Origin of the sequence: Azospirillum sp. (genome assembly GCF_035628975.1) — a bacterium.
Lineage (GTDB): Bacteria > Pseudomonadota > Alphaproteobacteria > Azospirillales > Azospirillaceae > Azospirillum.
Genome location: NZ_DASPIS010000038.1, coordinates 1 through 20747, shown reverse-complemented (window position 1 = coordinate 20747; position 20747 = coordinate 1). Strand labels below are relative to the sequence as shown.

At 67.9% G+C, this 20747-nt stretch carries 21 protein-coding genes and 1 tRNA gene; 10 read left to right on the top strand and 12 right to left on the bottom strand.

Features of this window, described 5'->3' with window-relative positions; translation table 11 throughout:
* The first annotated feature begins 54 nt into the window (after positions 1 to 54).
* The 7 genes from VD964_RS08535 (at position 55) to VD964_RS08505 (ending at position 5591) form a co-directional block, all read left to right on the top strand.
* Positions 55 to 130, top strand: a tRNA-Glu gene (locus VD964_RS08535).
* A gap of 96 nt (positions 131 to 226) precedes the next feature.
* Entirely contained in the window at positions 227 to 517 is a 291-nt protein-coding gene (locus VD964_RS08530) for a type II toxin-antitoxin system RelE/ParE family toxin (protein WP_324867544.1), read from the top strand.
* A gap of 27 nt (positions 518 to 544) precedes the next feature.
* Positions 545 to 829, top strand: a complete 285-nt coding sequence (locus VD964_RS08525; protein WP_324867542.1) for an addiction module antidote protein — start codon at positions 545 to 547, stop codon at positions 827 to 829.
* 54 nt (positions 830 to 883) lie between these two features.
* The gene (dusA, locus tag VD964_RS08520) at positions 884 to 1900 is read left to right on the top strand and encodes a tRNA dihydrouridine(20/20a) synthase DusA (protein ID WP_324867540.1); all 1017 of its coding nucleotides are present in this window, start codon (positions 884 to 886) and stop codon (positions 1898 to 1900) included.
* 184 nt (positions 1901 to 2084) lie between these two features.
* Positions 2085 to 3506: a threonine synthase gene (gene thrC / locus VD964_RS08515; RefSeq protein ID WP_324867538.1), complete on the top strand. Its 1422-nt coding sequence runs from the start codon at positions 2085 to 2087 to the stop codon at positions 3504 to 3506.
* The gene (locus tag VD964_RS08510) at positions 3503 to 4762 is read left to right on the top strand and encodes a pitrilysin family protein (protein WP_324867536.1); all 1260 of its coding nucleotides are present in this window, start codon (positions 3503 to 3505) and stop codon (positions 4760 to 4762) included. Before thrC ends, VD964_RS08510 begins: the two co-directional genes overlap by 4 nt.
* Before the next feature lie 238 nt (positions 4763 to 5000).
* Positions 5001 to 5591, top strand: coding sequence for a GNAT family N-acetyltransferase (locus VD964_RS08505; protein WP_149223205.1), 591 nt, complete (start codon positions 5001 to 5003; stop codon positions 5589 to 5591).
* 12 nt (positions 5592 to 5603) lie between these two features.
* On the opposite strand, the gene VD964_RS08500 is transcribed toward VD964_RS08505, so the two are convergent.
* The 5 genes from VD964_RS08500 to efp all read right to left on the bottom strand — a co-directional run bounded on the left by VD964_RS08500 (position 5604) and on the right by efp (position 10642).
* Complete coding sequence (locus VD964_RS08500; protein ID WP_324867534.1) at positions 5604 to 6998, bottom strand: peptidoglycan -binding protein; 1395 nt, start codon at positions 6996 to 6998, stop codon at positions 5604 to 5606.
* 37 nt (positions 6999 to 7035) lie between these two features.
* Positions 7036 to 8229: a flagellar motor protein MotA gene (locus tag VD964_RS08495; RefSeq protein WP_149223207.1), complete on the bottom strand. Its 1194-nt coding sequence runs from the start codon at positions 8227 to 8229 to the stop codon at positions 7036 to 7038.
* A 60-nt stretch (positions 8230 to 8289) separates the two neighbouring features.
* A complete protein-coding gene (locus VD964_RS08490) occupies positions 8290 to 9057 on the bottom strand; it encodes an OmpA family protein (RefSeq protein ID WP_324867532.1) in 768 nt (255 codons plus the stop codon).
* A 123-nt stretch (positions 9058 to 9180) separates the two neighbouring features.
* A complete protein-coding gene (locus VD964_RS08485; protein WP_149223209.1) occupies positions 9181 to 9978 on the bottom strand; it encodes an inositol monophosphatase family protein in 798 nt (265 codons plus the stop codon).
* A gap of 97 nt (positions 9979 to 10075) precedes the next feature.
* Positions 10076 to 10642, bottom strand: a complete 567-nt coding sequence (gene efp, locus VD964_RS08480; protein WP_063634101.1) for an elongation factor P — start codon at positions 10640 to 10642, stop codon at positions 10076 to 10078.
* A 391-nt stretch (positions 10643 to 11033) separates the two neighbouring features.
* Here efp and epmA point away from each other — a divergent pair, with 391 nt between their 5' ends.
* Positions 11034 to 12098, top strand: coding sequence for an EF-P lysine aminoacylase EpmA (epmA, locus tag VD964_RS08475; RefSeq protein ID WP_324867527.1), 1065 nt, complete (start codon positions 11034 to 11036; stop codon positions 12096 to 12098).
* 242 nt (positions 12099 to 12340) lie between these two features.
* Here the strand turns inward: epmA and VD964_RS08470 are convergent, their stop codons facing one another.
* From VD964_RS08470 to VD964_RS08445, 6 genes are all read right to left on the bottom strand, one after another.
* Positions 12341 to 13666, bottom strand: coding sequence for an OmpP1/FadL family transporter (locus VD964_RS08470; RefSeq protein ID WP_324867525.1), 1326 nt, complete (start codon positions 13664 to 13666; stop codon positions 12341 to 12343).
* A gap of 258 nt (positions 13667 to 13924) precedes the next feature.
* Entirely contained in the window at positions 13925 to 14731 is an 807-nt protein-coding gene (locus VD964_RS08465) for a TSUP family transporter (RefSeq protein ID WP_324867523.1), read from the bottom strand.
* Positions 14732 to 14774: 43 nt separating this feature from the next.
* Positions 14775 to 15452 carry a thiamine phosphate synthase gene (thiE, locus tag VD964_RS08460; RefSeq protein WP_324867521.1) on the bottom strand — a complete coding sequence of 226 codons (678 nt, stop codon included), beginning with the start codon at positions 15450 to 15452 and terminating at the stop codon, positions 14775 to 14777.
* A gap of 3 nt (positions 15453 to 15455) precedes the next feature.
* Positions 15456 to 16385 (bottom strand): class I fructose-bisphosphate aldolase, encoded by a 930-nt coding sequence (locus VD964_RS08455; RefSeq protein ID WP_324867519.1) that lies wholly within the window; start codon positions 16383 to 16385, stop codon positions 15456 to 15458.
* A 164-nt stretch (positions 16386 to 16549) separates the two neighbouring features.
* A complete protein-coding gene (locus VD964_RS08450; RefSeq protein ID WP_324867517.1) occupies positions 16550 to 16795 on the bottom strand; it encodes a hypothetical protein in 246 nt (81 codons plus the stop codon).
* A gap of 110 nt (positions 16796 to 16905) precedes the next feature.
* On the bottom strand, positions 16906 to 17352 hold the full coding sequence (locus VD964_RS08445) for a hypothetical protein (RefSeq protein ID WP_324867515.1): 447 nt from the start codon (positions 17350 to 17352) through the stop codon (positions 16906 to 16908).
* A gap of 252 nt (positions 17353 to 17604) precedes the next feature.
* Here VD964_RS08445 and VD964_RS08440 point away from each other — a divergent pair, with 252 nt between their 5' ends.
* Together VD964_RS08440 and VD964_RS08435 are read left to right on the top strand one after the other, a co-directional pair.
* Positions 17605 to 17949 (top strand): type II toxin-antitoxin system HicB family antitoxin, encoded by a 345-nt coding sequence (locus tag VD964_RS08440; protein WP_324867513.1) that lies wholly within the window; start codon positions 17605 to 17607, stop codon positions 17947 to 17949.
* Positions 17950 to 18122: 173 nt separating this feature from the next.
* Positions 18123 to 19811: a methyl-accepting chemotaxis protein gene (locus tag VD964_RS08435; RefSeq protein ID WP_324867511.1), complete on the top strand. Its 1689-nt coding sequence runs from the start codon at positions 18123 to 18125 to the stop codon at positions 19809 to 19811.
* Positions 19812 to 20084: 273 nt separating this feature from the next.
* Here the strand turns inward: VD964_RS08435 and VD964_RS08430 are convergent.
* Positions 20085 to 20747, bottom strand: a 663-nt coding sequence (locus VD964_RS08430) for a type I glyceraldehyde-3-phosphate dehydrogenase (protein WP_324867509.1), incomplete at its 5' end; no start/stop codon positions are given.

The following is a 20747-nucleotide window of genomic DNA, read 5'->3' as shown; positions in this document are numbered from 1 at the left end:
AAGCGCTTGCGCTCACCGCCGCCGATCTTTAGAAAGCGCGTCACCGCGAACGACGTCCCCGTCGTCTAGAGGCCTAGGACACCGCCCTTTCACGGCGGCGACACGGGTTCGACTCCCGTCGGGGACGCCACTCTCTCGGTTAATGACTTAAGCCCCGCCTTGTGCGGGGCTTAGTCGTTTTGGGCTGGTGGCTTGACAAACTGTCTCCCAAAGAAGACATTCTCCGATGATCGAGATCCGCCAGACCGACCGCTTCGCTGCCTGGATAGAGAGCTTGCGGGACGATCGGGCTCGCATGCGGATCGAAGTGCGCATTCGTCGCCTTCAACTCGGCAATCCTGGTGACACGAAGCCGGTGGGCGAAGGCGTCAGTGAACTGTGCATCGACTATGGCCCCGGTTACCGCGTCTATTTCATCCAGCGTGGCGACACGCTGATCGTGCTGCTGGACGGTGGAGACAAGCGGTCCCGGGACCGCGACATTGCCGCCGCCATCGCGCTGGCACGGGACCTTTAGACCTGCGGCCCGATAAAGGAGGGGAGCATGGCCCGAACAGAGACCCGTCAGTGGGACATCGTCGACAGCCTGGACAGCGACGAGCGCATTGCCGCCTATCTGGACGCGGTGCTGGAAGACGGCGATCCTCAACTGATCGTCGCGGCGCTTGGCGACATCGCCCGGGCCAAAGGGATGACGGAGGTCGCGCGCAATGCCGGCCTCGGCCGCCAAAGCCTCTATAAGGCTCTGTCGCCGGACGGCAATCCGGAATTTGCCACCGTCCTGAAGGTCATCAAGTCCCTCGGCCTCCGCCTGACCGTCAGCCCTTAGCGCCGTATCTTCCGTCTTCGACCTTCCGTTCCTCTGCACCGGCCCGCACCCGACATGACCACGTCCCCCGCCATCCCCCTCAGCGTCGCCCCGATGATGGACTGGACCGACCGGCATTGCCGGTACTTCCACCGTCTGTTGTCGCGCTCCACGCTGCTTTACACCGAGATGGTGACCACGGGCGCCGTGCTGCATGGCGACCGCGAGCGGCTGCTCGGCTTCGACGCGGCGGAACATCCGGTGGCGCTCCAACTCGGCGGCTCCGACCCGGCCGACCTCGCCTCCTGCGCCCGCATCGCGGAAGAGTGGGGCTATGACGAGGTGAACCTCAATGTCGGCTGCCCCAGCGACCGCGTGCAGTCCGGCCGCTTCGGCGCCTGCCTGATGGCGGAACCCGATCTGGTGGCTCGGCTGGTCGGCGCCATGCGCGATGCCGTGTCGATCCCCGTCACCGTCAAGTCGCGCATCGCCATCGACGAGATGGAGGAATGGCCGACGCTCGACCATTTCATCCGCACCGTCTCCGCCGCCGGCTGCAGCCACTTCATCGTCCATGCCCGCAAGGCCTGGCTGAAGGGCCTCAGCCCCAAGGAGAACCGGGACATCCCGCCGCTGCGCTACGACCTCGTCCACCGGCTGAAGGCGGAATATCCGCAGCTGACCATCGCCATCAATGGCGGGATCAAGACTCTGGACGAGGCTTCGCTGCATCTCGGCAAGGTCGACAGCGTGATGATCGGCCGCGCCGCCTACGAGACCCCCTATCTGCTGGCCGATGCCGACCACCGCCTGATGGACGGACAACCCGGCCCCGACCGCCATGCGGTGATCGAGGCGATGCTGCCCTACATCGAGGCGCGCATGGCCCGCGGCACGCCGCTGTCCTCCATTACCCGCCACATGCTGGGCCTGTTCCAGGGGCTGCCCGGCGCCCGCGCCTACCGCCGCCACATCGCCGAGAACGCTCACCGCCCCGGTGCGGGGCCGGAGGTGCTGGAACGCGCCGCTTCCCTGGTGCGGCGGCGTACGGCCGATGAGATGACGGACGGGGCTGTGGAGGAGGCCGCGTGAGAGGCGCCGTCCCGGATGGAACACTGAACAGCCCCCGGAAAACCGTTTCACGGCGTTCCAAACGTTCCATCGGTTCTCACCGGGCGCCCCAACCGGACGGAATATGGGCCGTGCGTCCCGCATCGCTTGCGTGCGGGCGGGCACCTCGCTAACTATGCCCACTTCATCGGACGGAGTGTAAGCGGTGCGGTACGTCAGCACGCGGGGCGCGGCCCCGGTCTTGGGTTTCGAGGACGTCCTTCTTGCCGGGCTGGCGCGCGACGGCGGCCTCTATGTGCCGGAGACCTGGCCGCAATTCACGGCCGACGACATCCGCGCCATGCGCGGTCTGCCCTACAGCGAGATCGCCGTCCGCGTGATGCTGCCCTTCCTGGGCGGCGCCATTGCGGAGGACGAGTTCCGCGCCATCGTCCGCGACGCCTATGCCAGCTTCGACCATGCCGCGGTGACCCCGCTGGTGCAGGTCGATCCGACCACCTGGGTGCTGGAGCTGTTTCACGGTCCGACGCTGGCATTCAAGGACGTGGCGCTGCAACTGCTCGGCCGCCTGTTCGACCATGTGCTGGCCAAGCGCGGGCAGCGGGTGACCATCGTCGGCGCCACCTCCGGCGACACCGGCTCCGCCGCCATCGAGGCCTGCCGCGACCGCCGGAACGTCGACATCTTCATCCTGCATCCCAAGGGCCGCACGTCCGAGGTGCAGCGCCGGCAGATGACCAGCGTGCTGTCGTCCAACGTCCACAACATCGCGCTGGACGGCACCTTCGACGATTGCCAGGACCTCGTGAAGGCCATGTTCAACGACGGCGCCTTCCGCGACCGGATGGGGCTGTCGGCGGTGAACTCGATCAACTGGGCGCGCATCATGGCCCAGATCGTCTATTACTTCACCGCCGCGGTGGCGCTGGGCGCCCCAGATCGCAAGCTGGCCTTCACCGTGCCGACCGGCAATTTCGGCAACGTCTATGCCGCCTATGGCGCCCGCGCCATGGGGCTGCCGGTGGAGACGCTGGTGGTGGGGTCCAACAGCAACGACATCCTGGCGCGCTTTTTCGCCAGTGGGAGCATGGTCGCGGCGCCCGTCGTGCCTACCTTGTCTCCCAGCATGGACATCCAGATCTCTTCCAACTTCGAACGGCTGCTGTTCGACCTGCTCGACCGCGACGGCACCGCGGTGACGGAGGCGCTGAACCGCTTCCGCACCGAGGGCAAGTTCGCGGTGACCGACGCCCAGCTCGCCCGCGCGCTGGACATCTTCTCCGGCCACCGGGTGGACGAGGCCGCCACCATGGCGACCATCGCCGACACCTGGAAGGGCAGCCTCTATCTGCTCGACCCGCACACGGCGGTCGGCATCGGAGCGGCCAAGGCCGCGGTCGCGGCCGGCCGGGTCGATCCGTCCGTTCCCATGGTGGTTCTCGCCACCGCCCATCCCGCCAAGTTCCCCGATGCGGTGGAAAAGGCGACCGGCCGCCGGCCGGACCTGCCGCCGCGTCTGTCCGATCTTTATGTGCGCGAGGAGCGCCTGTCCGAACTGCCGAACGATCTGGCGGCGGTCCAGGACTTCGTCATCGCGCGCGCCCGCGCCGCCCAGGAGGCCGCATGAGTTCCATTCGTGTGACGACGTTGCCCAACGGGCTTCGCGTCGCGACCGACACCATGCCCGACGTGCAGTCCGTTTCGCTCGGCTGCTGGGTCGGGGTTGGCACCCGCAACGAGGCGGCGAGCGTCAACGGCGTCGCCCACCTCGTCGAGCATATGCTGTTCAAGGGCACCCGGCGCCGTTCGGCCTTCCGCATCTCCGAAGAGATCGAGAATGTCGGCGGGCAGCTGAACGCCTACACCACCCGCGAGCAGACGGCCTATTACGCCAAGGTCCTGCACGAGGATGCGCCGCTGGCGCTCGACATCCTGTCCGACATGATCCAGCACTCCACGCTGGACGCCGAGGAGCTGGTGCGCGAGCGCACTGTGGTGTTGCAGGAGATCGGCCAGAGCGCCGACACGCCCGACGACATCATCTTCGACCATTTCCAGTCCACCGCCTATCCGGGGCAGGCCATCGGCCGTCCGGTGCTGGGCTCCGCCGAGATCGTCGGCGCCCTGCCGCGCGAAGCGCTGGTCGACTACATCGCCGGCCATTACGGCGCCCCCGGCATGGTGCTGAGCGCCGCCGGCCGGATCGAGCATGACCGCATGGTCGATCTCGCATTCAAGGCATTCGGCGACCTGCCGAGCGGCGCCCCGCCCAAGCCGGAGTCGGCCCGCTATGCCGGCGGCGACTTCCGCGAGGACCGCGACCTGGAGCAGATGCACCTTGTGCTGGGATTCGACGGGGTAGGGGTGCACGATCCCGACTTCTACGCCCATTCGGTGCTGTCCACCCTGCTGGGCGGCGGCATGTCGTCCCGGCTGTTCCAGGAGGTGCGGGAGAAGCGCGGGCTGGTCTATTCCATCTACACCTTCACCGGCGGCTATCATGACGGCGGCCTGTTCGGCGTCTATGCCGGCACCGGCGAGGACGAGGTGGCGGAACTGGTCCCGGTCGTCTGCGACGAGATCGCCAAGGTCGGCGCCGACGTCACCGAGGACGAGGTCGCCCGCGCCCGCGCCCAGCTGAAGGCCGGGACGCTGATGGCGCTGGAAAGCACCATGTCGCGCTGCGAACAGTTGGGCCAGCAGATGCTGATCTACGACCGCCCGGTTCCGGTGGAGGAGATCGTCGCGAAGATCGACGGTGTCGATCGCGACGCCGTGGTCAAGGCCGCCGGCCGCCTGCGAGCCAGCCGCCCGACCGTCGCCGCCCTCGGCCCGATCGCCAAGCTGGAAAGCTACGACCGCATCGCGGAGCGTCTCGCCTGACGATGAAGACGGTGGCCGCCTCCCCTCTGCCCCCGGGCTGTTCCCCCTCTCCCCCCCGGGGAGAGGGTCGGGGTGAGGGGGATGCATCGCGTGGACCGTCCAGCCAGCGGATCCCCCTCACCCTAACCCTCTCCCCGCTTTCGGCGGACCGAAGGTCCGCCTGCCGCGTCAGCGCAAACGAAGTTTGCGCGAGATTGGGGGGGAGAGGGGATACAAAGGTGGGAGAGGGGCCGCAATCATGATCCGCCTCCTCGGCAGCGGCCTCATCAGCCCGCCCGCGGTCCGGCTCGACGGTCCGCATTGCTACATCCGGCCGCCGCTGCCGCGCGACTGGCGGGAATGGGCGGACCTCCGCGCCGCCTCGCGCGACTTCCTCACGCCGTGGGAACCCACTTGGCCGGCCGACGCCCTGACGCGGACCGCTTTCTCGCGTCGGTTGCGGCGGCAGGCGCAGGAGTGGCGGGACGATCTCGGTTACAGCTTCCTGATCTTCGACCGGGGAACCGATGCGCTGGTCGGCGGGCTCGGCCTCACCAACATCCGGCGCGGCGTCGCCCAGATGGGGACGCTCGGCTATTGGGCCGGCCAGCCCTACGCCCGCAACGGCTATGTGTCGGGCGGTACCCGGCTGGTCCTGGAATTCGCGTTCGGCCAACTCGGACTGCACCGGGTCGAGGCCGCCTGCCTGCCGACCAACCTGCCGAGCCGCGGCCTGCTGGAAAAGGTCGGCTTCAGCCACGAAGGCTATGCCCGCGGCTATCTGCGCATCGACGGCGCATGGCGCGACCATGTCCTCTACGCCATCCTGCGCGAGGAATGGAAAGGCTGACCCCTCCGGTCCTTATCGCTGGTCCAGCTTGATCTCGATGCGGCGGTTCTTCGCCAGCGCCTCGTCCGAGCTGCCGGGGTCGATGGGCTGGAATTCGCCGAAGGCGGCGGCTGCCAGCCGTTCCGCCGGGATGCCCTGGTCGATCAGGAATCTCACCACCGACAGCGCGCGTGCCGACGACAGTTCCCAGTTGGAGGCGAACTGGAAGCGCACCGGCTTGATGTCGGTGTGGCCGTCCACCCGCAGGACCCAGTTGATGTCGGACGGGATCGCCTTGCCGATCTCGATCAGCGTGCGGGCAAGATCGGCCAACCGCTGCTTGCCGGCCTCCTCAAGGGTCGCTGAGCCCGAGGGGAACAGCAGTTCCGACTGGAAGACGAAGCGGTCGCCGACGATCCGCACGTCCGGCCGGCTGCCCAGCGCCTCGCGGACCCGGCCGAAGAACTCCGATCGGTAGCGGGCGAGGTCCTGAACCTTGGCGGCGAGCGCCTGATTGAGACGCGCCCCCAATTCCGCGATCTGCACCTTCTGTTCGGCCGACGCCTTCTCCGACACCTCCAGCGCCGCCCCGATGCGGGCCAGCTGTTCGCGGAGCGCCAGAAGCTGCTGGTTCAGCAGGTCGATCTGCTGCTTGCTCCGGGTGCCCTCGGCCTGCTCGCCGGTCAGTGAGGCCATCAGGTCGCGGATGCGGATGTCGCGCTGCTCCAGATCCTTCCGGGTCTGGGTTTGGTTGTCGGTCAGCTGCGATTCGAGCGACTTCAGCCGGATGTCGCGCTGGTCGATTTCCTTCTGCGCCAGCATCGTCTTCTCTGCGGCGGAGGCCAGTTCGGACTCCAGCGCCTTCGCCCGGTCACGGGTGGTGCCGAGTTCCGCCAGCAGGGCCTGGCGCTGCTGTTCGGTCAGCTTGGCGGCAGCAGCGGCGGCGGCCAGTTCGCCCTCCAGCTTCTGCCGGGCATCGCGCAGGGCCTTAATGTCGGCCTGCAGGCTGAGGATTTCCTTCAGCTTCAGGTCCAGCGTCTCGCGGTCGACACGGACGTTGCGCTGCAATTCCTCCAGCGTGCGGGCGGTGCGGTCGCGGTCCTCCTGCAGTTGGCTCAGCGACAGGGTCATGTCGTCGCGCGCGGCGACGGAGGTCTGCAGCTCGGTCGACAGCTGGGTGATGTTGATGCGCAGGTCGGCGTTCGCCTCCCGCTCCATCGCCAGCAGGTCGTTCATCTCCGCGATCTTGCGGTTGAGCACGGTCAGCTGTTCGTCACGGCCGGTCAGCGCGGTGGCGAGGTAGAACTGGGTGACGATGAAGACCATCAGCAGGAAGATGACGACCATCACCAGGGACGACAGGGCGTCGACCCAGCCGGGCCAGGCGCTGGCGTCGCGATGGCCGTTGCGGCGGCTGATGCTGGCCATGGGGGCTCCCGGCGTTGGCCTTGGGGGATTCTGGGTGTCAGCGCTGCTGCTGGTCGGCTTCTTCGGCCAGGGCGGCGATGGTGCGGGCCAGCAGCTTGATCTCGCTGCGGATCTCCTGCACCGCCTGGACGCGGCCGTTGGAGGATTCCTCGACGATGCGGGCGAGGTAGATGTCCATGTTGCGCAGATGCTGGCGCGAGGCGTCGTCGAAGCCGCCCCCGGCGGTTTCCGCCAGCCGGTCGAGCAGGCTTCTCACCTCCAGCTGGTTTTCGCCCAGCCGCAGGAGAAGCTGCTGTTCGGCCCGCATATGGTCGGTGAGGCTCGACAGCCGTTCGGTCAGCGCCATCAGGTTGGCGTTGGCGGCGCGCCGGCCTTCCTCGGCAGTGGCGACGGTGCGCTGGAGGGAGTCGAGATTCTCAGCGGTCTGCTCCAGCAGGGCAGTCAGGTAGGCCGAGGCCGAGTGATCACCCGACTCGAGGCCGCCGGCCGCACCGCTCGACAGCCGGGTGGCGCTGGACAGCCAATCCTCGAGATCCTGGAAGAAGCGGTTGTGTGCCTGGCTGGCCTGGAGTTCCAGGAAACCCAGCACCAGCGACCCGGCAAGGCCGAACAGCGACGAGGAGAAGGCCGTTCCCATGCCGACCAGCGGCGCTTCCAGCCCCTGCTGCAGATGGGAGAACATGGTGCCGACGTCTCCGCCCTGCACCGACAGGCTGCCGATGACGCCGCCCACCGACTGCACCGTGTGCAGCAGGCCCCAGAAGGTGCCGAGCAGCCCGAGGAAGATCAGCAGCCCGATCAGGTAGCGCGACAGTTCCCGCGATTCGTCCAGGCGTGAGGCGATGCCGTCCAGCAGCGAGCGCATCGACAGCGCCGACAGGGTCAGCCGGCCGCGCCGCTCGCCCAGCATGCGGGCCATCGGGGCCAGCAGCACCGGCTCCTGCAGCGAGGCGGGAGCGACGCCGCTCTGATACTGTTCCAGCCACGCCACTTCGGGGCGCAGCATCAGGACTTGGCGGAAGATGAAGGCGATGCCGGCGAGCAGCGTCGCCAGGATGACGCCGTTCAACGGCGCGTTGTTGAGGAAGGCGGCGCGCAAGGCCGGGAACAGCAGTCCGCACACGGCACCGACCACCACCAGGAACAGGATCATCCGGGTCAGGAACCGCTCCGGGCGTGTCATGAGGGAGGATACCTCCAGCGGTCGGGTCGTCGGGGTTGTGGCGGTCATGATGCTCCGAAGGGGTGTTCCGATCAGACCTCGCCCACGGGTGGGCCCACGGGTGGAGCGCTACTCGTTCAAGAAGACAACATCGATCCGGTCCGGCGTTCCGCCGGCCTCGTCGAGGCCCAGCGCGCGGACATCAACCCGGCTGCTGCGGATGCCGAAGGCGGTCAGCCGCTCGCGCAGGGCCAGCGCCCGGGCGAGCGACCGCTGCCGCGCCTCACGCGCCGTGTCCGCGGTGCCGCTGGCGTAGGAGCGGAGCTGCAGACGGGCGGTGTCGCTGGCGCGCAGCCGTTCGACGATCCGATCGACCGTTGCGTCCGCGGTATCCGGCAAATTGGTGGTGTCGGCCGGGAACACAAGGCTCAAAACGCTCGAAGGTGGCAGCGTCGCCGCAGGAGGTGCCGCTTCCGGGGGAGGGGGCAGCGCCGCGGTGTCGGTCCGCGGAGAGGCCGGCTCGGTTCCGGGCATCGGTGCGGGGACTGCCTGCGTCGGCGCGGTGGCGACGGCCGGGGCGGACGGCGCTGCCGGCTGAGAGGCCGGCGGCTGGGCCGGGCCTTCGGTCATCTCCGGCGGGGGAGGTGCTTCGATCGGCTGCGGCAGGACGAGGCGCGGCGGCGCCTTGACTGCCGGCGGGGTGCGCAGGTTGGGGCGGGGCGGCACGGACAGCGGAACCGCGTTTTCCAGCGTCAGCCCGGCGGCGATCTGTGCGTTCGCCGGAGCCGCATTCGCCGGTGCTGCGGCCGACAGGGCGGCAGGATGCAGCGCCCAGGCCGCGCACAGCGCGGCGGCGACGGCACGGTGTTTGCGGTCGGCGTGTCCCCAGCGGCCCAAAACGATGCGTCCCGTTAAACCCTTGTCTTGCAAACCATAGCCTATCGATCGCACCAGCGACAACCGCTCATCCGTCCCGCCCCGGTGTGGGGCAGGGCGGGCGGGCCGGTGCGGGGGAAGGGCTCAGCCCTTGGCGGACTTCAGCAGGCGGGCGACCGGGACTTGGAGGTGGCTGTTGGCGGCCAGTACATTGCCGGTGAAGACCGGGTTGCGGCCACCCTCGATCTCGCCGACGAAGCCGCCAGCCTCGGTGACCATCAGCACGCCGGCCGCACAGTCCCACGGAGCCAACCCGCGCTCCCAGTAGGCGTCGAATCGGCCCGCGGCGGTATAGGCGAGGTCGAGCGAAGCAGCGCCGAAGCGGCGAATGCCCGCGACTTCCTTCATCACCGCTTCCTGTTCCTTCAGGAAGGCGGCGTGGTCGCCCCGGCCCTTGAAGGGGATGCCGGTGGCCAGAACGCAGTCCTCCAGACGGCGCCGTTCGGAGACGCGCAGGCGGGTGTGGTTGACGAAGGCGCCGGCACCCTTCTCGGCCCAGAACAGCTGGTCGCCGATGGGGGCGTAGATGACGCCGGCGACGATCTCGCCGTTGCGCTCGGCGGCGATGGAGATCGCCCAGTGCGGCAGGCCGTGCAGGAAGTTGGTGGTGCCGTCGAGCGGATCGACGATCCAGCGCGCCTCGGCGTCGCTGCCCTTGGACGCGCCGCTCTCCTCCATCAGGAAGCCGAATTCGGGACGCGCCTTCTGCAGTTCCTCGCGCAGGGTGCGTTCGGCCTTCAGGTCGGCGGCGGACACGAAGTCGGCCGGCCCCTTGCGCGACACCTGAAGGTGTTCGACCTCGCCGAAGTCGCGGACGAGACCCCGGGCAGCCTTTTCGGCGGCGCGGACCATGACGTTGATGAGAGCGGAGCGGGTGGCCATGGGTGTTGGTGTACCGTTTTATGCAGGAACCAGAAAACAATACACCGGCCTCCGCGCATGGCGAAGACCGGTGATGGCAGAACCGACCTGGGAAGGATCAGTCCTTCGCGCGCTCGACATACTCGCCGGTGGCGGTGTCGACGACGACGCGGGTCCCGGCCTCGATGTGCGGCGGAACCAGGATCGACACGCCGTTCTCCAGCTTGGCCGGCTTGTAGGAGGAAGAGGCCGTCTGGCCCTTCACCACCGGGTCGGATTCGGTGATCAGCAGCGTGACCTTGCCGGGGATCTCGACGCCCAGCGGCGAGCCTTCATGGCTCTGCACCGTGACTTCCATGCCGTCCTGCAGGAAGACGGCCGGCTCGCCGATGATGTCGCGCGGGATGGCGACCTGCTCGAAGCTTTCCTTGTCCATGAAGGTGAAGCTGTCACCTTCGGCGAAGAGGAAGGTCATCTCATGCTCGTCCAGGCGAGCGCGCTCAACGGTCTCCTGGGTGCGGAACCGCTCGATCGACTTGTTGCCGGTGCGAACGTCCTTCATTTCCAGCTGGATGAAGGCGCCGCCCTTGCCAGGCTGCACGATGGCGGTTTTGGTGATGACCCAGAGCTTACCGTTGTGCTCCAGCACATGGCCGGGGCGCATCGTGTTGGCATTGACCTTCATGGCGTACTCGTGAATTCCAGAATCAGGGCGGCGCGGACCCTACCAGCTTGACCGCCCATAGGCAACGGCGCGGAACGGTAACGGCGGGCGATCCGGGCGATTCGCAGATGATTCTTCAGCGAATCGGCGCGGCCAGTTTAGAATTTTTCCAGCGATGCGACGTTTGAAACGGTTTTGCCGCCCCTGTTCACTGTTCCATTCGTCCCGATCGCCACGGCTGGCCGGCGATGGGCGGAGTTTACCACGGTGCGGCCCCCGGCGGTAAGCGGGGGCGGCAAAACTGGGGGGCAGGGCCGGCGGCTGTGACCAATGGCGAGCCGGCTTGAGTACGCCGCCCGTGGGTGCTCTGATGCACCGGCACCCCTTTCGACTTTGCAGAAGAGCGCGCCGCATGCCCGCCCACCGATCCCCCGAGCTTCCCCCCTGGCACCCCGAGGCGCTGGCCCGGCGCCGGCCCTATCTGGCGGCGCGCGGCCGGGTTCTGAACGCCGTCCGCCGCGTGTTCGAGGAGCTTGCCTTCGTGGAGGTGGACACGCCCGCCCTGCAGGTGTCGCCTGGGATGGAACCGCATCTCCGGGCCTTCGCCACCGAACTGCAGGGTCCCCATCCGGACGACCGCCGGCCGCTGTACCTGCACACCAGTCCCGAATTCGCCATGAAGAAGCTGCTGGTCGCGGGCGTACCGCGGCTGTGGCAGCTGGCGCATGTCTACCGCAACGGCGAACGGTCGGGCACCCACGCGCCGGAATTCTCCATGCTGGAATGGTATCGGGCGGGCGACGGCTACCGCAGCCTGATCGAGGATTGCCAGGAGCTGCTGCGGGCCGGGGCGGAAGCCGGCGGGCGGCGGAGCTTCACGTTCCGCGGCATGACCTGCGATCCCTTCGGCGTCTGGCGGGTGCTGACCGTACCGGAGGCGTTTCGGGAATATGCGGGCATCGACCTGATGGCGGCCTATGACGGCAGCCACGATCCCGATCCGGCGGCGCTGGCGGCGGAGGCCGCACGCATCGGCATCGCCCCCCATCACGGCGACCGCTGGGAGGACATCGTCTTCCGCATCATGTTCGACCGGATCGAACCGCATCTGGGCGACGGCGTTCCCTGCGTGCTGACCGACTATCCGCTGTGCATGGCGGCGCTGTCGCGGCCGAAGCCGGAGGATCCGCGGCTGGCCGAACGGTTCGAGCTGTATGCCTGCGGCCTGGAACTGGCGAACGCCTTCGGCGAGTTGACCGATCCGGCGGTGCAGCGGGCCCGCTTCGAGGCCGACATGGAGTTGAAGGAGCGGCTGTACGGCGAACGCTTCCCGGTGGACGAGGATTTCCTCGCGGCGCTGGAGCATGGCATGCCGCAGAGCAGCGGGATCGCCATGGGCTTCGACCGGCTGGCGATGCTGTGCAGCGGGGCCGAGAGCATTGAGCAGGTGCTGTGGCTGCCGGTGGCGGGGGTGTGAGGAAGGTTGGGGTATCCCCCTCTCCCGTCCCGGGAGAGGGTCGGGGTGAGGGGGATGCAAAGCGTGGATTCGAAAGGAAACGGGAGTCGCGCGGCTCTTGAAGATCCTCGCCGCGCGACCCCCTCACCCTAACCCTCTCCCCGCTCTCAGCGGACCTTTGGTCCGCCTGCCGCGACAGCGCAAACTTCGTTTGCGCGAAAGCGGGGGGGAGAGGGGATCCTTGGGTGGGGAGGGTACCAACCTCAGAACGTGAACTTCGCCTGCAGGCCGATCAGGTCGATGCCGTTCTTGTACTCCGCGGTCAGGTTGCCGCGGCCGGCTTCGGGACCGGTCAGGTCGTCGGTCAGGTTGACCGAAGCCTTCGGCACGAAGACATGGGAGTAGGCGGCGTCGACGCGCAGGCTGTCGGTCACCTGATAACCGGCGCCCACCGACAGCCAGTAACGGTTCTGCTCCGGAATGCGGGGCGTGCGAAATTCGACGTCGACCGCACTCTTGTCGAAGGCGATGCCGCCGCGCAGCGTCAGCTTGTCGGTCACCTTGTAGGAGGTGCCCAGCGCATAGTACCAAGTGTCCTTCCAGTGCTCTTCCGTGACCGAGGTGAGCGTCGGGTTGGCGATGTTGACGCGCAGTTCCTTGAAGCGCGACCAGTTGGTCCACTGCACGTCGGCCATCACCGCCCAGCGGTCGTTCACCTCGTGGTACAGGCCGATGGAGGCGATTTCCGGCGTGATCAGGTCGGCGTTGGCGCTCTGGGAGGGCAGGGCGCCGGCCAGCGCCGGCGGCAGGCCGGTGAAGGAGATGTTGCCGGTCAGCGTGTGCTTGACCGCCGACCGGTAGCCGATGCCGATGCGCGTGCCCTTCATCGGTTCGATCAAGGCGCCCAGCGAGACACCCCAGCCCCAATCGTCACCGGTCACGTCGCTCTTGACGTCCAGCGAGCCCGGACGCCCCAGCCGGCTGGCGCCGAAGTCGGACGACTGCGACAGCTTGGCCTTGGCGTACTGGATCTGCACGCCGCCGCCGATGGTGATCATCGGATTGATCCGGTACGACACCGTCGGCACGAAATTATAGGTGCGCAGGTCCGACCGGATGCCGTGATAGCGGCCGATCCAGCTGTCGCCGTAATCGGTGACGAGGCCCCAGGGGCCGTTGGCCGACAGGCCGACCTTCAGGTCGTCGTTGATTGAATAGACGAAATAGCCGGCCGGGACGATGGCGTCCTGCGCGATGTCGCCGGGCGAGGCGTTGCCGCTGATCGAGGTGCCGCCCAGCCGCCGGGCGCGCGTGGCGCTGGCGCTCTCGACCTTCGACTTCACGATGACGCCGGTGGCGGTCTGCACCGCCTCGATCCCAGTGACCAGACCCATGGTCGCCGGATTGTAATACATGGAGCTGGCGTCGCCGTTGCCGCCGGCGGTCACGCCGGCAAAGGCGGTGCCCTGGCCCGATACGCTCTGCTCCTTCAACGCGAAACCGGCGGCGAACGACGTGGAGGCGGTCGCGATCGGTGCGGTCACCGCAAGGGCGGCAGCGGCGGTCATCAGGCGTGTCTTGAGCGTCATCGGAGACATGGTTCCTTCCCCAAATTGTGTTGTTGACGCAATGATACACAAACTGACGCTTACGTAAAGAGCCGCCCACCACTTTTTGTTGGCTGCACAAGCAGTGTTGCGGCCCTGCATCGGAAGCGGAAGTCGGCAAAGGGAAATAGCCGCAAGGCGGCACCACCGGCGGGAGAGGGGGCTCCGGCCGTGGCGCCGTCAGGCGGCGGAATTATCCAGTGATCTCAGTGGGAAAAAGCGTCGGCGAAGCGCGGCGCGTCAGGCGATCCAGGCGACCGCGGCCGCGAAGATCTCGCGCAGGATGTTGTGCTCGTCGCTCCACACCAGCTTGGCGGTGATGACGATGGAGGCGACGACCAGCATCGGACGGACGACTCGGGCGCCGTTGCGGATCACCATGTGGGCGCCGAGCTGGGCGCCGACGTATTGCGCGACCCCCATCAGCAGCCCCACCGTCCACAGCACATGGCCGCCGACGATGAAGAACAGCAGCGAGGCGACGTTGCTGGTCAGGTTCAGCACCTTGGTGTGGGCGGTCGCCTTGCGCAGGTTGTGACCCAGCAGCGAGACGAAGGCGATGGCGAAGAAGGTGCCGGTGCCCGGCCCGAAGAAGCCGTCGTAGAAGCCGATGCCGGTGCCGATGCTGAGCGCGAAGGCATGCTCGCCGATGCGCTGGTGGGCATCGACGTCGCCGGCCTTGGGCGACAGCAGCAGATAGATGGCGATGCCGATCAGCAGGACCGGGATGACGTCGCGCAGGAAGCTGGCGTCGAGCATCTGCACCAGCGTGGCGCCGATGGCGGCGCCGATGAAGGTACAGACGATCATCGTGCGCATCGCCGCCGGATTGACCTCGCCGCGGCGGACGAATTTGATGGTGGCGGACAGCGACCCGAAGCTGGACTGCAGCTTGTTGGTGGCCAGCGCCTCTGCCGGCGACATGCCCGACGCCAGCAGAGCGGGGATTGTCAGCAGGCCGCCGCCGCCGGCGATCGAGTCGACGAAGCCGGCCAGCAGGCCGACGGCGAACAGGATGCCCAGCGACTCGGGCGTCAGAAGATCCATGATTTTGGGGAAGTCCAGGTAATCGGCCGGGCAATCGTCCAGCTCAGCCGGCGAGTGCGGCCCCGGTGGAAGCCTCGATGGCGGCGTTCAGCGCCCGGACCCCGGCGCCCGGACCCTGGGGGTGGCCCCAGACGGCGTTGACGACGGCCAGGAAATCGGCGCCGGCCGTGACCAGCGGCGCGCAGTTCTCGGCGGTGATGCCGCCGATGGCCACGCAGGGGACCTCCATCAGCTCCGACCACCAGCTCAGCAGTTCCGGCTCCGCCTTGTACTCGGCCGTCTTGGTGGCGGTGGGGAAGAAGGCGCCGAAGGCGACGTAGTCCGCCCCCTCCTCGCCGGCGATCATGGCAAGATGGCGGCTGTCATGGCAGGTGACGCCGACGATGGCGTCGTTGCCCATGATCTTGCGGGCGTCTCGATAGGGGGTGTCCTGCTGACCGACATGGACGCCGTCGCAGCCGGTCTCCCGCGCGAGGCGCGGATGGTCGTTGAGGATGAAGGCCACGTCACGCTCCTGCGCGATCGGGCGCAGCAGGTCGCAGGCGCGACGGATGTCGTCCTCGGAACAGTCCTTGAGGCGCAGCTGCACGCAGGCGACGTCGCCGGCATCCAGCGCTTCCCGAAGAAGCGGCGCGAACGCCGCCGGCTCCAGGGCCGGCGGCGTCACGAGGTACAGACGGCAGGCGGGAGGTTCCGCCTGCGCCGGCTTTCCCTTGGCCAAGTGTTACTCCCGGCCCTGGTAGATCTTCATGATCCGGTCGAGCAGCTTGAGGGCATCCTCGCGCGGGCGCTGGAAGGCGTTGCGGCCGATGATCGAGCCGTTGCCGCCGCCGTCACGGATGGCGCGGGCATCCTCGAACACCGCGTCCTCGCCCTTGGTGGCGCCGCCGGAGAAGACCACGATGCGGCGACCGTTGAAGGTGCACTGCATGATGTGCTTCACCCGCTCCGCCTGGGTGGCGATCGGGATGTTCTTGGACTCGTAGATCTTCTTGGCTTCGGCCTGCTCCAGCGTGGCCGACGGCAGCTTCACCTTGATGATGTGGGCGCCCAGCAGAGCGGCCATGTGGGCGGCATAGCCGATCACGTCGATGGCCAGCTCGCCGTCCTTGGTGACGGCGCCGCCGCGCGGGTAGGACCACAGCACGGTGGCGAGGCCGTAGGACTTCGCCTCCTTCGACAGCTCGCGGAACTCCTCGTACTGGGAGTACATGGCGTCGGAGCCGGGATAGATGGTGAAGCCGATGGCCGAGCAGCCGAGGCGCAGGGCGTCCTGGACCGAGGCGGTGACGGCCTGGTCGGCCGCTTCCTTCTGGGTGGACAGCGAGTTGGCGCTGTTCATCTTCAGGATCAGCGGGATCGAGCCGGCGAAGGTGCCGGCGCCGGCTTCCAGCGAGCCCAGGGGGGCGGCGTAGGCGTTGCAGCCCGCGTCGATGGCCAGCTGGTAGTGGTAGTGCGGGTCGTAACCGGCATCGTTCGGGCCGAAGCTGCGGGCGGGCCCGTGCTCGAAGCCCTGGTCGACCGGCAGGATCACCAGCTTGCCGGTGCCGCCGAGCTTGCCTTCCATCAGGATGCGGGCGAGGTTCGCCTTGGTGCCGGGATTGTCGCTCTCGTAGTTGGCGAGAATGTCTTTGACGCGGCGCGTGAGCTTCATTGTGGCTCTTCCCTGGGGCATTCTTGGAATGGCGCCGTATTAGCCCGTATTCGGCCGTTTTGCAACGGCGGGAGGGGCATAAAGCGGCCATTTGCCACGTCTGAACGGCCTAGGGCATGCGGAGTGGCCGGTCCCGCATGGTGGGTGCGGCATTCACCAAGGAGTTAGGGCAGAAGGGTGTGCAGTGCGATGTACAACCCATAGCCGGCGCCGCCCAGCACCGCCCAGGCGCCCGCCGTCAATCCGATCCAGACCGCCAGCAGGCGGATGCCGCGCATCTTCTCCGGCCCGGCGCCGGGACCGGTGGCCCCCAGCCCGCTTCGGTCCGCCGGCCGGCCGCTTGCGGCGTGCCCCGGACGGCGAGGTTGCGCGATCGTCTGGTCCGGCGTGGTCAGCGAGGTGATGCTCATGGGCGGGTCATCCGGCATCGGAGGGAGGGTGTCGTGTCACAAAAATATCCTAACGCGACGGTACACCACCTTTGCGCGGCGAGGCTGTGCGAAAAAGCGGTAGTCCCGCCCTAACCTTGGTCGCGTGCCAGCCAACCGCGGCATAGGGCCTCCAGCGATGGGCCGCGGTGCCGGCCCCGACCTTCGGCGGAGGATTGTGCGGCGAGGTCGAGGGCGGGCGGGCGGCGGGTTAGCAGCGCCGCGCCGCGCGCGGCGGCGATGGCAGCCAGCCGGCCCGCCATGTCGGGTCGGCCGGTGAACAGGACCAGCCGCAGCCCGGCCGCCAGCGCCCCCTGCGCCTCGCCGGCGCGGTCGCCGCAATCGAGCAGGCCGGCGACCTCCAGCCCCGGGTGAGCCTTGCGGACCCGCTCCACCACCCCGCGCAGCCACAGGGCGCCGGCCGCGGGCGGGGCCATCAGCACGAGAGGCTTCCCGATCGAGTCGGCGGCGGCGGCGGCGGCCAGCGCGTCGTCCGGGCCGCGAATCAGGATGGGGTGGATTGGCGGAGGGGCGGTCATCGGCGCATTGCGGCAGCGGGGGAGGGCGGCGGCGGGGGAGGGCGGCGCACTCTAGCCACGACGGGAAGCGGCGGGAACGGGCGAATCGGAGATCCGGTCGGGCGTGATCTTGCGGTTGAGAGAATTGAGGCAGGTCAAACCCTATGATCGCGGTCCCGGAGTATGGTCGGTCACATCGGACCCAATCTCTGGGGACAGGGTGCCAGCGCGCCGGGTCCGTTTCATGGGAATTGATCCCCCGGGAATGCCGCGATGATGGAATACAAGGGTTACAAGGCCCAGATCGACTTCGACAACGAAGCGGGCGTCTTCGTCGGCGAGGTCATCAACACCCACGACGGCATCACCTTTTCCGGCCGGTCTGTGGACGAACTGCGCGAGTCCTTCCGCCGTGCGGTGGACGATTATCTCGACCTTTCCTGCGACATGGGCGGGGATGGAGAGCAGCCCTTTTCCGGCCGCCTCGCCATCCGCATCAACCCCATCCTGCACCGGGCCATCGCCGATTGCGCCGCGCGAGAGGGCAAGAGCCTGTCGGCCTGGATCGCCGAATGCCTGGGGCGGGCGGCCGGGGTGACGAAGGTGAAGGCGGGCTGAAGATTCGCAAAATGCGATGCCGATTGCCTGCGCCGATCCGGCAACTTGGCATTTTGGCATTCAAACTGCGGGCGGGGATTGCGCGCATGCGTTGAGATGCATGGGTATGTTCCTCTTGCCGAACTGGCATTGCACTTGCTCATATCTCCCCAAAAGTTAAAGGGGGATTGCCTATGAGCGGACTGAAACTGACCCTGCGGACGAAGCTTTGGGCTCTGGTCGGGCTGGCTGGCGCCATCTGCATCGCGCTCGCCGCCTCGGCGCTGTGGCTGAACCAGCGCAGCACGCTGGAGGACCGCAAGGAGACGCTGCGCTCCGTCGTGCAGACCGCCCATGGGCTCGCCGCCGGCTACGATGCCGAGGTGAAGGCCGGACGCCTGACCCGCGAGCAGGCGTTCGAGCGGTTCAAGGCGAACATCAACACGATGTTCTACAACGGCAAGGACTATCTCTTCGTCCTCGGCACCGGCTATCAGGCGGTCATCCACCCGGTCCGTCCCGACGTGATCGGCAAGGACCAGCGTGACATGAAGGATGCCAACGGCGTCTTCTTCTCCCGCGAGATGGTCGACACCGCCCGCAACAAGGGCGAGGGCTTCGTCGGCTACAGCTATCCCAAGGCCGGTGGCGACCAGCCGCTGCCCAAGCTCAGCTACGTCAAGATGTTCGAGCCGTGGCAGGTGATCATCGGCACCGGCGTCTACATCGACGACCTGGACGCCCGCTTCATGCGCAGCCTGTGGACCATGGCGGCCATTGTCGGCGGGCTGGCGCTGCCGGTGGTGGCGCTGATCGCGCTGGTTGGCAACTCCATCAGCCGCCGCATCCGCCGCCTGTCCGACAGCATGCGCAGCCTCGCCGACGGCAACCTGTCGGCCGCCGTTCCCGAGACCGGCAGCGGCGACGAGCTGGGCGACATGGGCCGCGCCGTGGAGGTGTTCAAGCTGAACGCCGAGGCGAGCCGGCGCCTGGAGGCCGAGCAGGCCGAGGCCGCCCGCCGGGCCGAGGAGGACAAGCGGCAGGCGATGGACCGGCTGGCAGCCCGATTCGAAGGGACGGTGGGCGGCATGATCCGCTCGGTCTCCACCACCACCGATGCGCTGGGGCAGAAGGTGCGGGCGATGTCGCACGCGGCCGAACAGACCAGCCAGCTCGCCGGGCTGGTGGCCAGCGCCAGCGACGGCACCGCCGCCAACGTGCAGACCGTGGCCGCCGCGTCGGAACAGCTGTCCAGTTCCATCGTCGAGATCGGCCATCAGGTGTCGGAGGCCAGCCGCGTCGCCAACGAGGCCGTCGGCATGGCGCAGGAGGCGACGGGCCGCATCGGCAGCCTGGCCGAGGCGGTGGACCGAATCGGCACCGTGGTCGGGCTGATCAACTCCATCGCCGGCCAGACCAACCTGCTGGCGCTCAACGCCACCATCGAGGCGGCGCGTGCGGGGGAGGCGGGCAAGGGCTTCGCGGTGGTCGCCAGCGAGGTGAAGGCGCTGGCCAACCAGACGGCGAAGGCGACCGACGAGATCGGCGGCCAGATGAACGGCATCCAGTCGGTGACCGGTCTGGCGGTGACGGAGATCCAGAAGGTGTCCGCCGTCATCGAGCGGCTGAGCGCCATCGCCACGACGATTTCCGCCGCGGTGGACCAGCAGAACGCCGCCACCGCGGAGATCTCCCGCTCGGTCCAGCAGGCCGCGGCCGGAACGGGGGAGGTGTCGTCGAGCATCTCCGGCGTCACCGCCGCATCGGACGAGAGCGGCCGCACCGCCCGTGAACTGGTGGAGGCGCTGGGCAAGCTGTCCGAGGAGGCCGCCGGGCTGAACGCCCAGGTCGGGACCTTCCTGGCGACGGTGCGGGCGGCGTGAGGGGAGAGGGGGGCGCCTTGCAATTGCCCCCTCCCTAACCCTCCCCCTCTTCGAGGGAGAGGGGACTGCCGCCGCTCCGTTGCGAAATCTCTGCAAGCATCCTGCCCCCTCTCCCGCGAAGCTCTCGCACAAAGCTACGCTTTGTGCTGACGCGACAGGCGGACCGTAGGTCCGCTGAAAGCGGGGGAGGGATGGGGAGGGGGCACTCAGCCCCCGCACAACAAAAAAGGCGCCTCCCTTGCGGAAGGCGCCCTTTTCTTGGTCCGGCGAGGCTTACTTGGCGTTCGCCATGGCGACGGCGGTGTCGCTCATGCGGTTGGAGAAGCCCCACTCGTTGTCGTACCAGGTCATGATGCGGACGAAGTTGCCGTCGATGACCTTGGTCTCGTTCAGCGCGAAGATCGAGCTGTTCGGGTCGTGGTTGAAGTCGGTCGACACCAGATCTTCGGTGTAGGCGGCCAGCACGCCCTTGAGCGAGCCGTTGGCGGCATCGCTGATCGCCTTGGTGATCTCCTCCACCGAGGTGGCGCGCTTGGACGTGAACTTGAAGTCGACGACCGAGACGTTCGGGGTCGGAACGCGCATGGCGGTGCCGTCCAGCTTGCCCTTCAGCTCCGGCAGCACCTTGCCGACGGCCTTGGCGGCGCCGGTCGAGGTCGGGATCATGTTCAGGGCCGCCGCGCGGGCGCGGTGCAGGTCCTTGTGGTTGGTGTCGACGATCCGCTGGTCACCCGTGTAGGAGTGGATCGTGGTCATGAAGCCCTTCTCGATGCCCACCAGGTTGTGGAGGACATGAGCGACCGGCGCCAGGCAGTTGGTGGTGCACGACGCGTTGGAGACGATTCGGTGCTCGGCCGTCAGCTTGTCGTGGTTGACGCCGTAGACGACGGTGATGTCCTCGTCGGTGGCCGGAGCGGAGATCAGCACCTTCTCGGC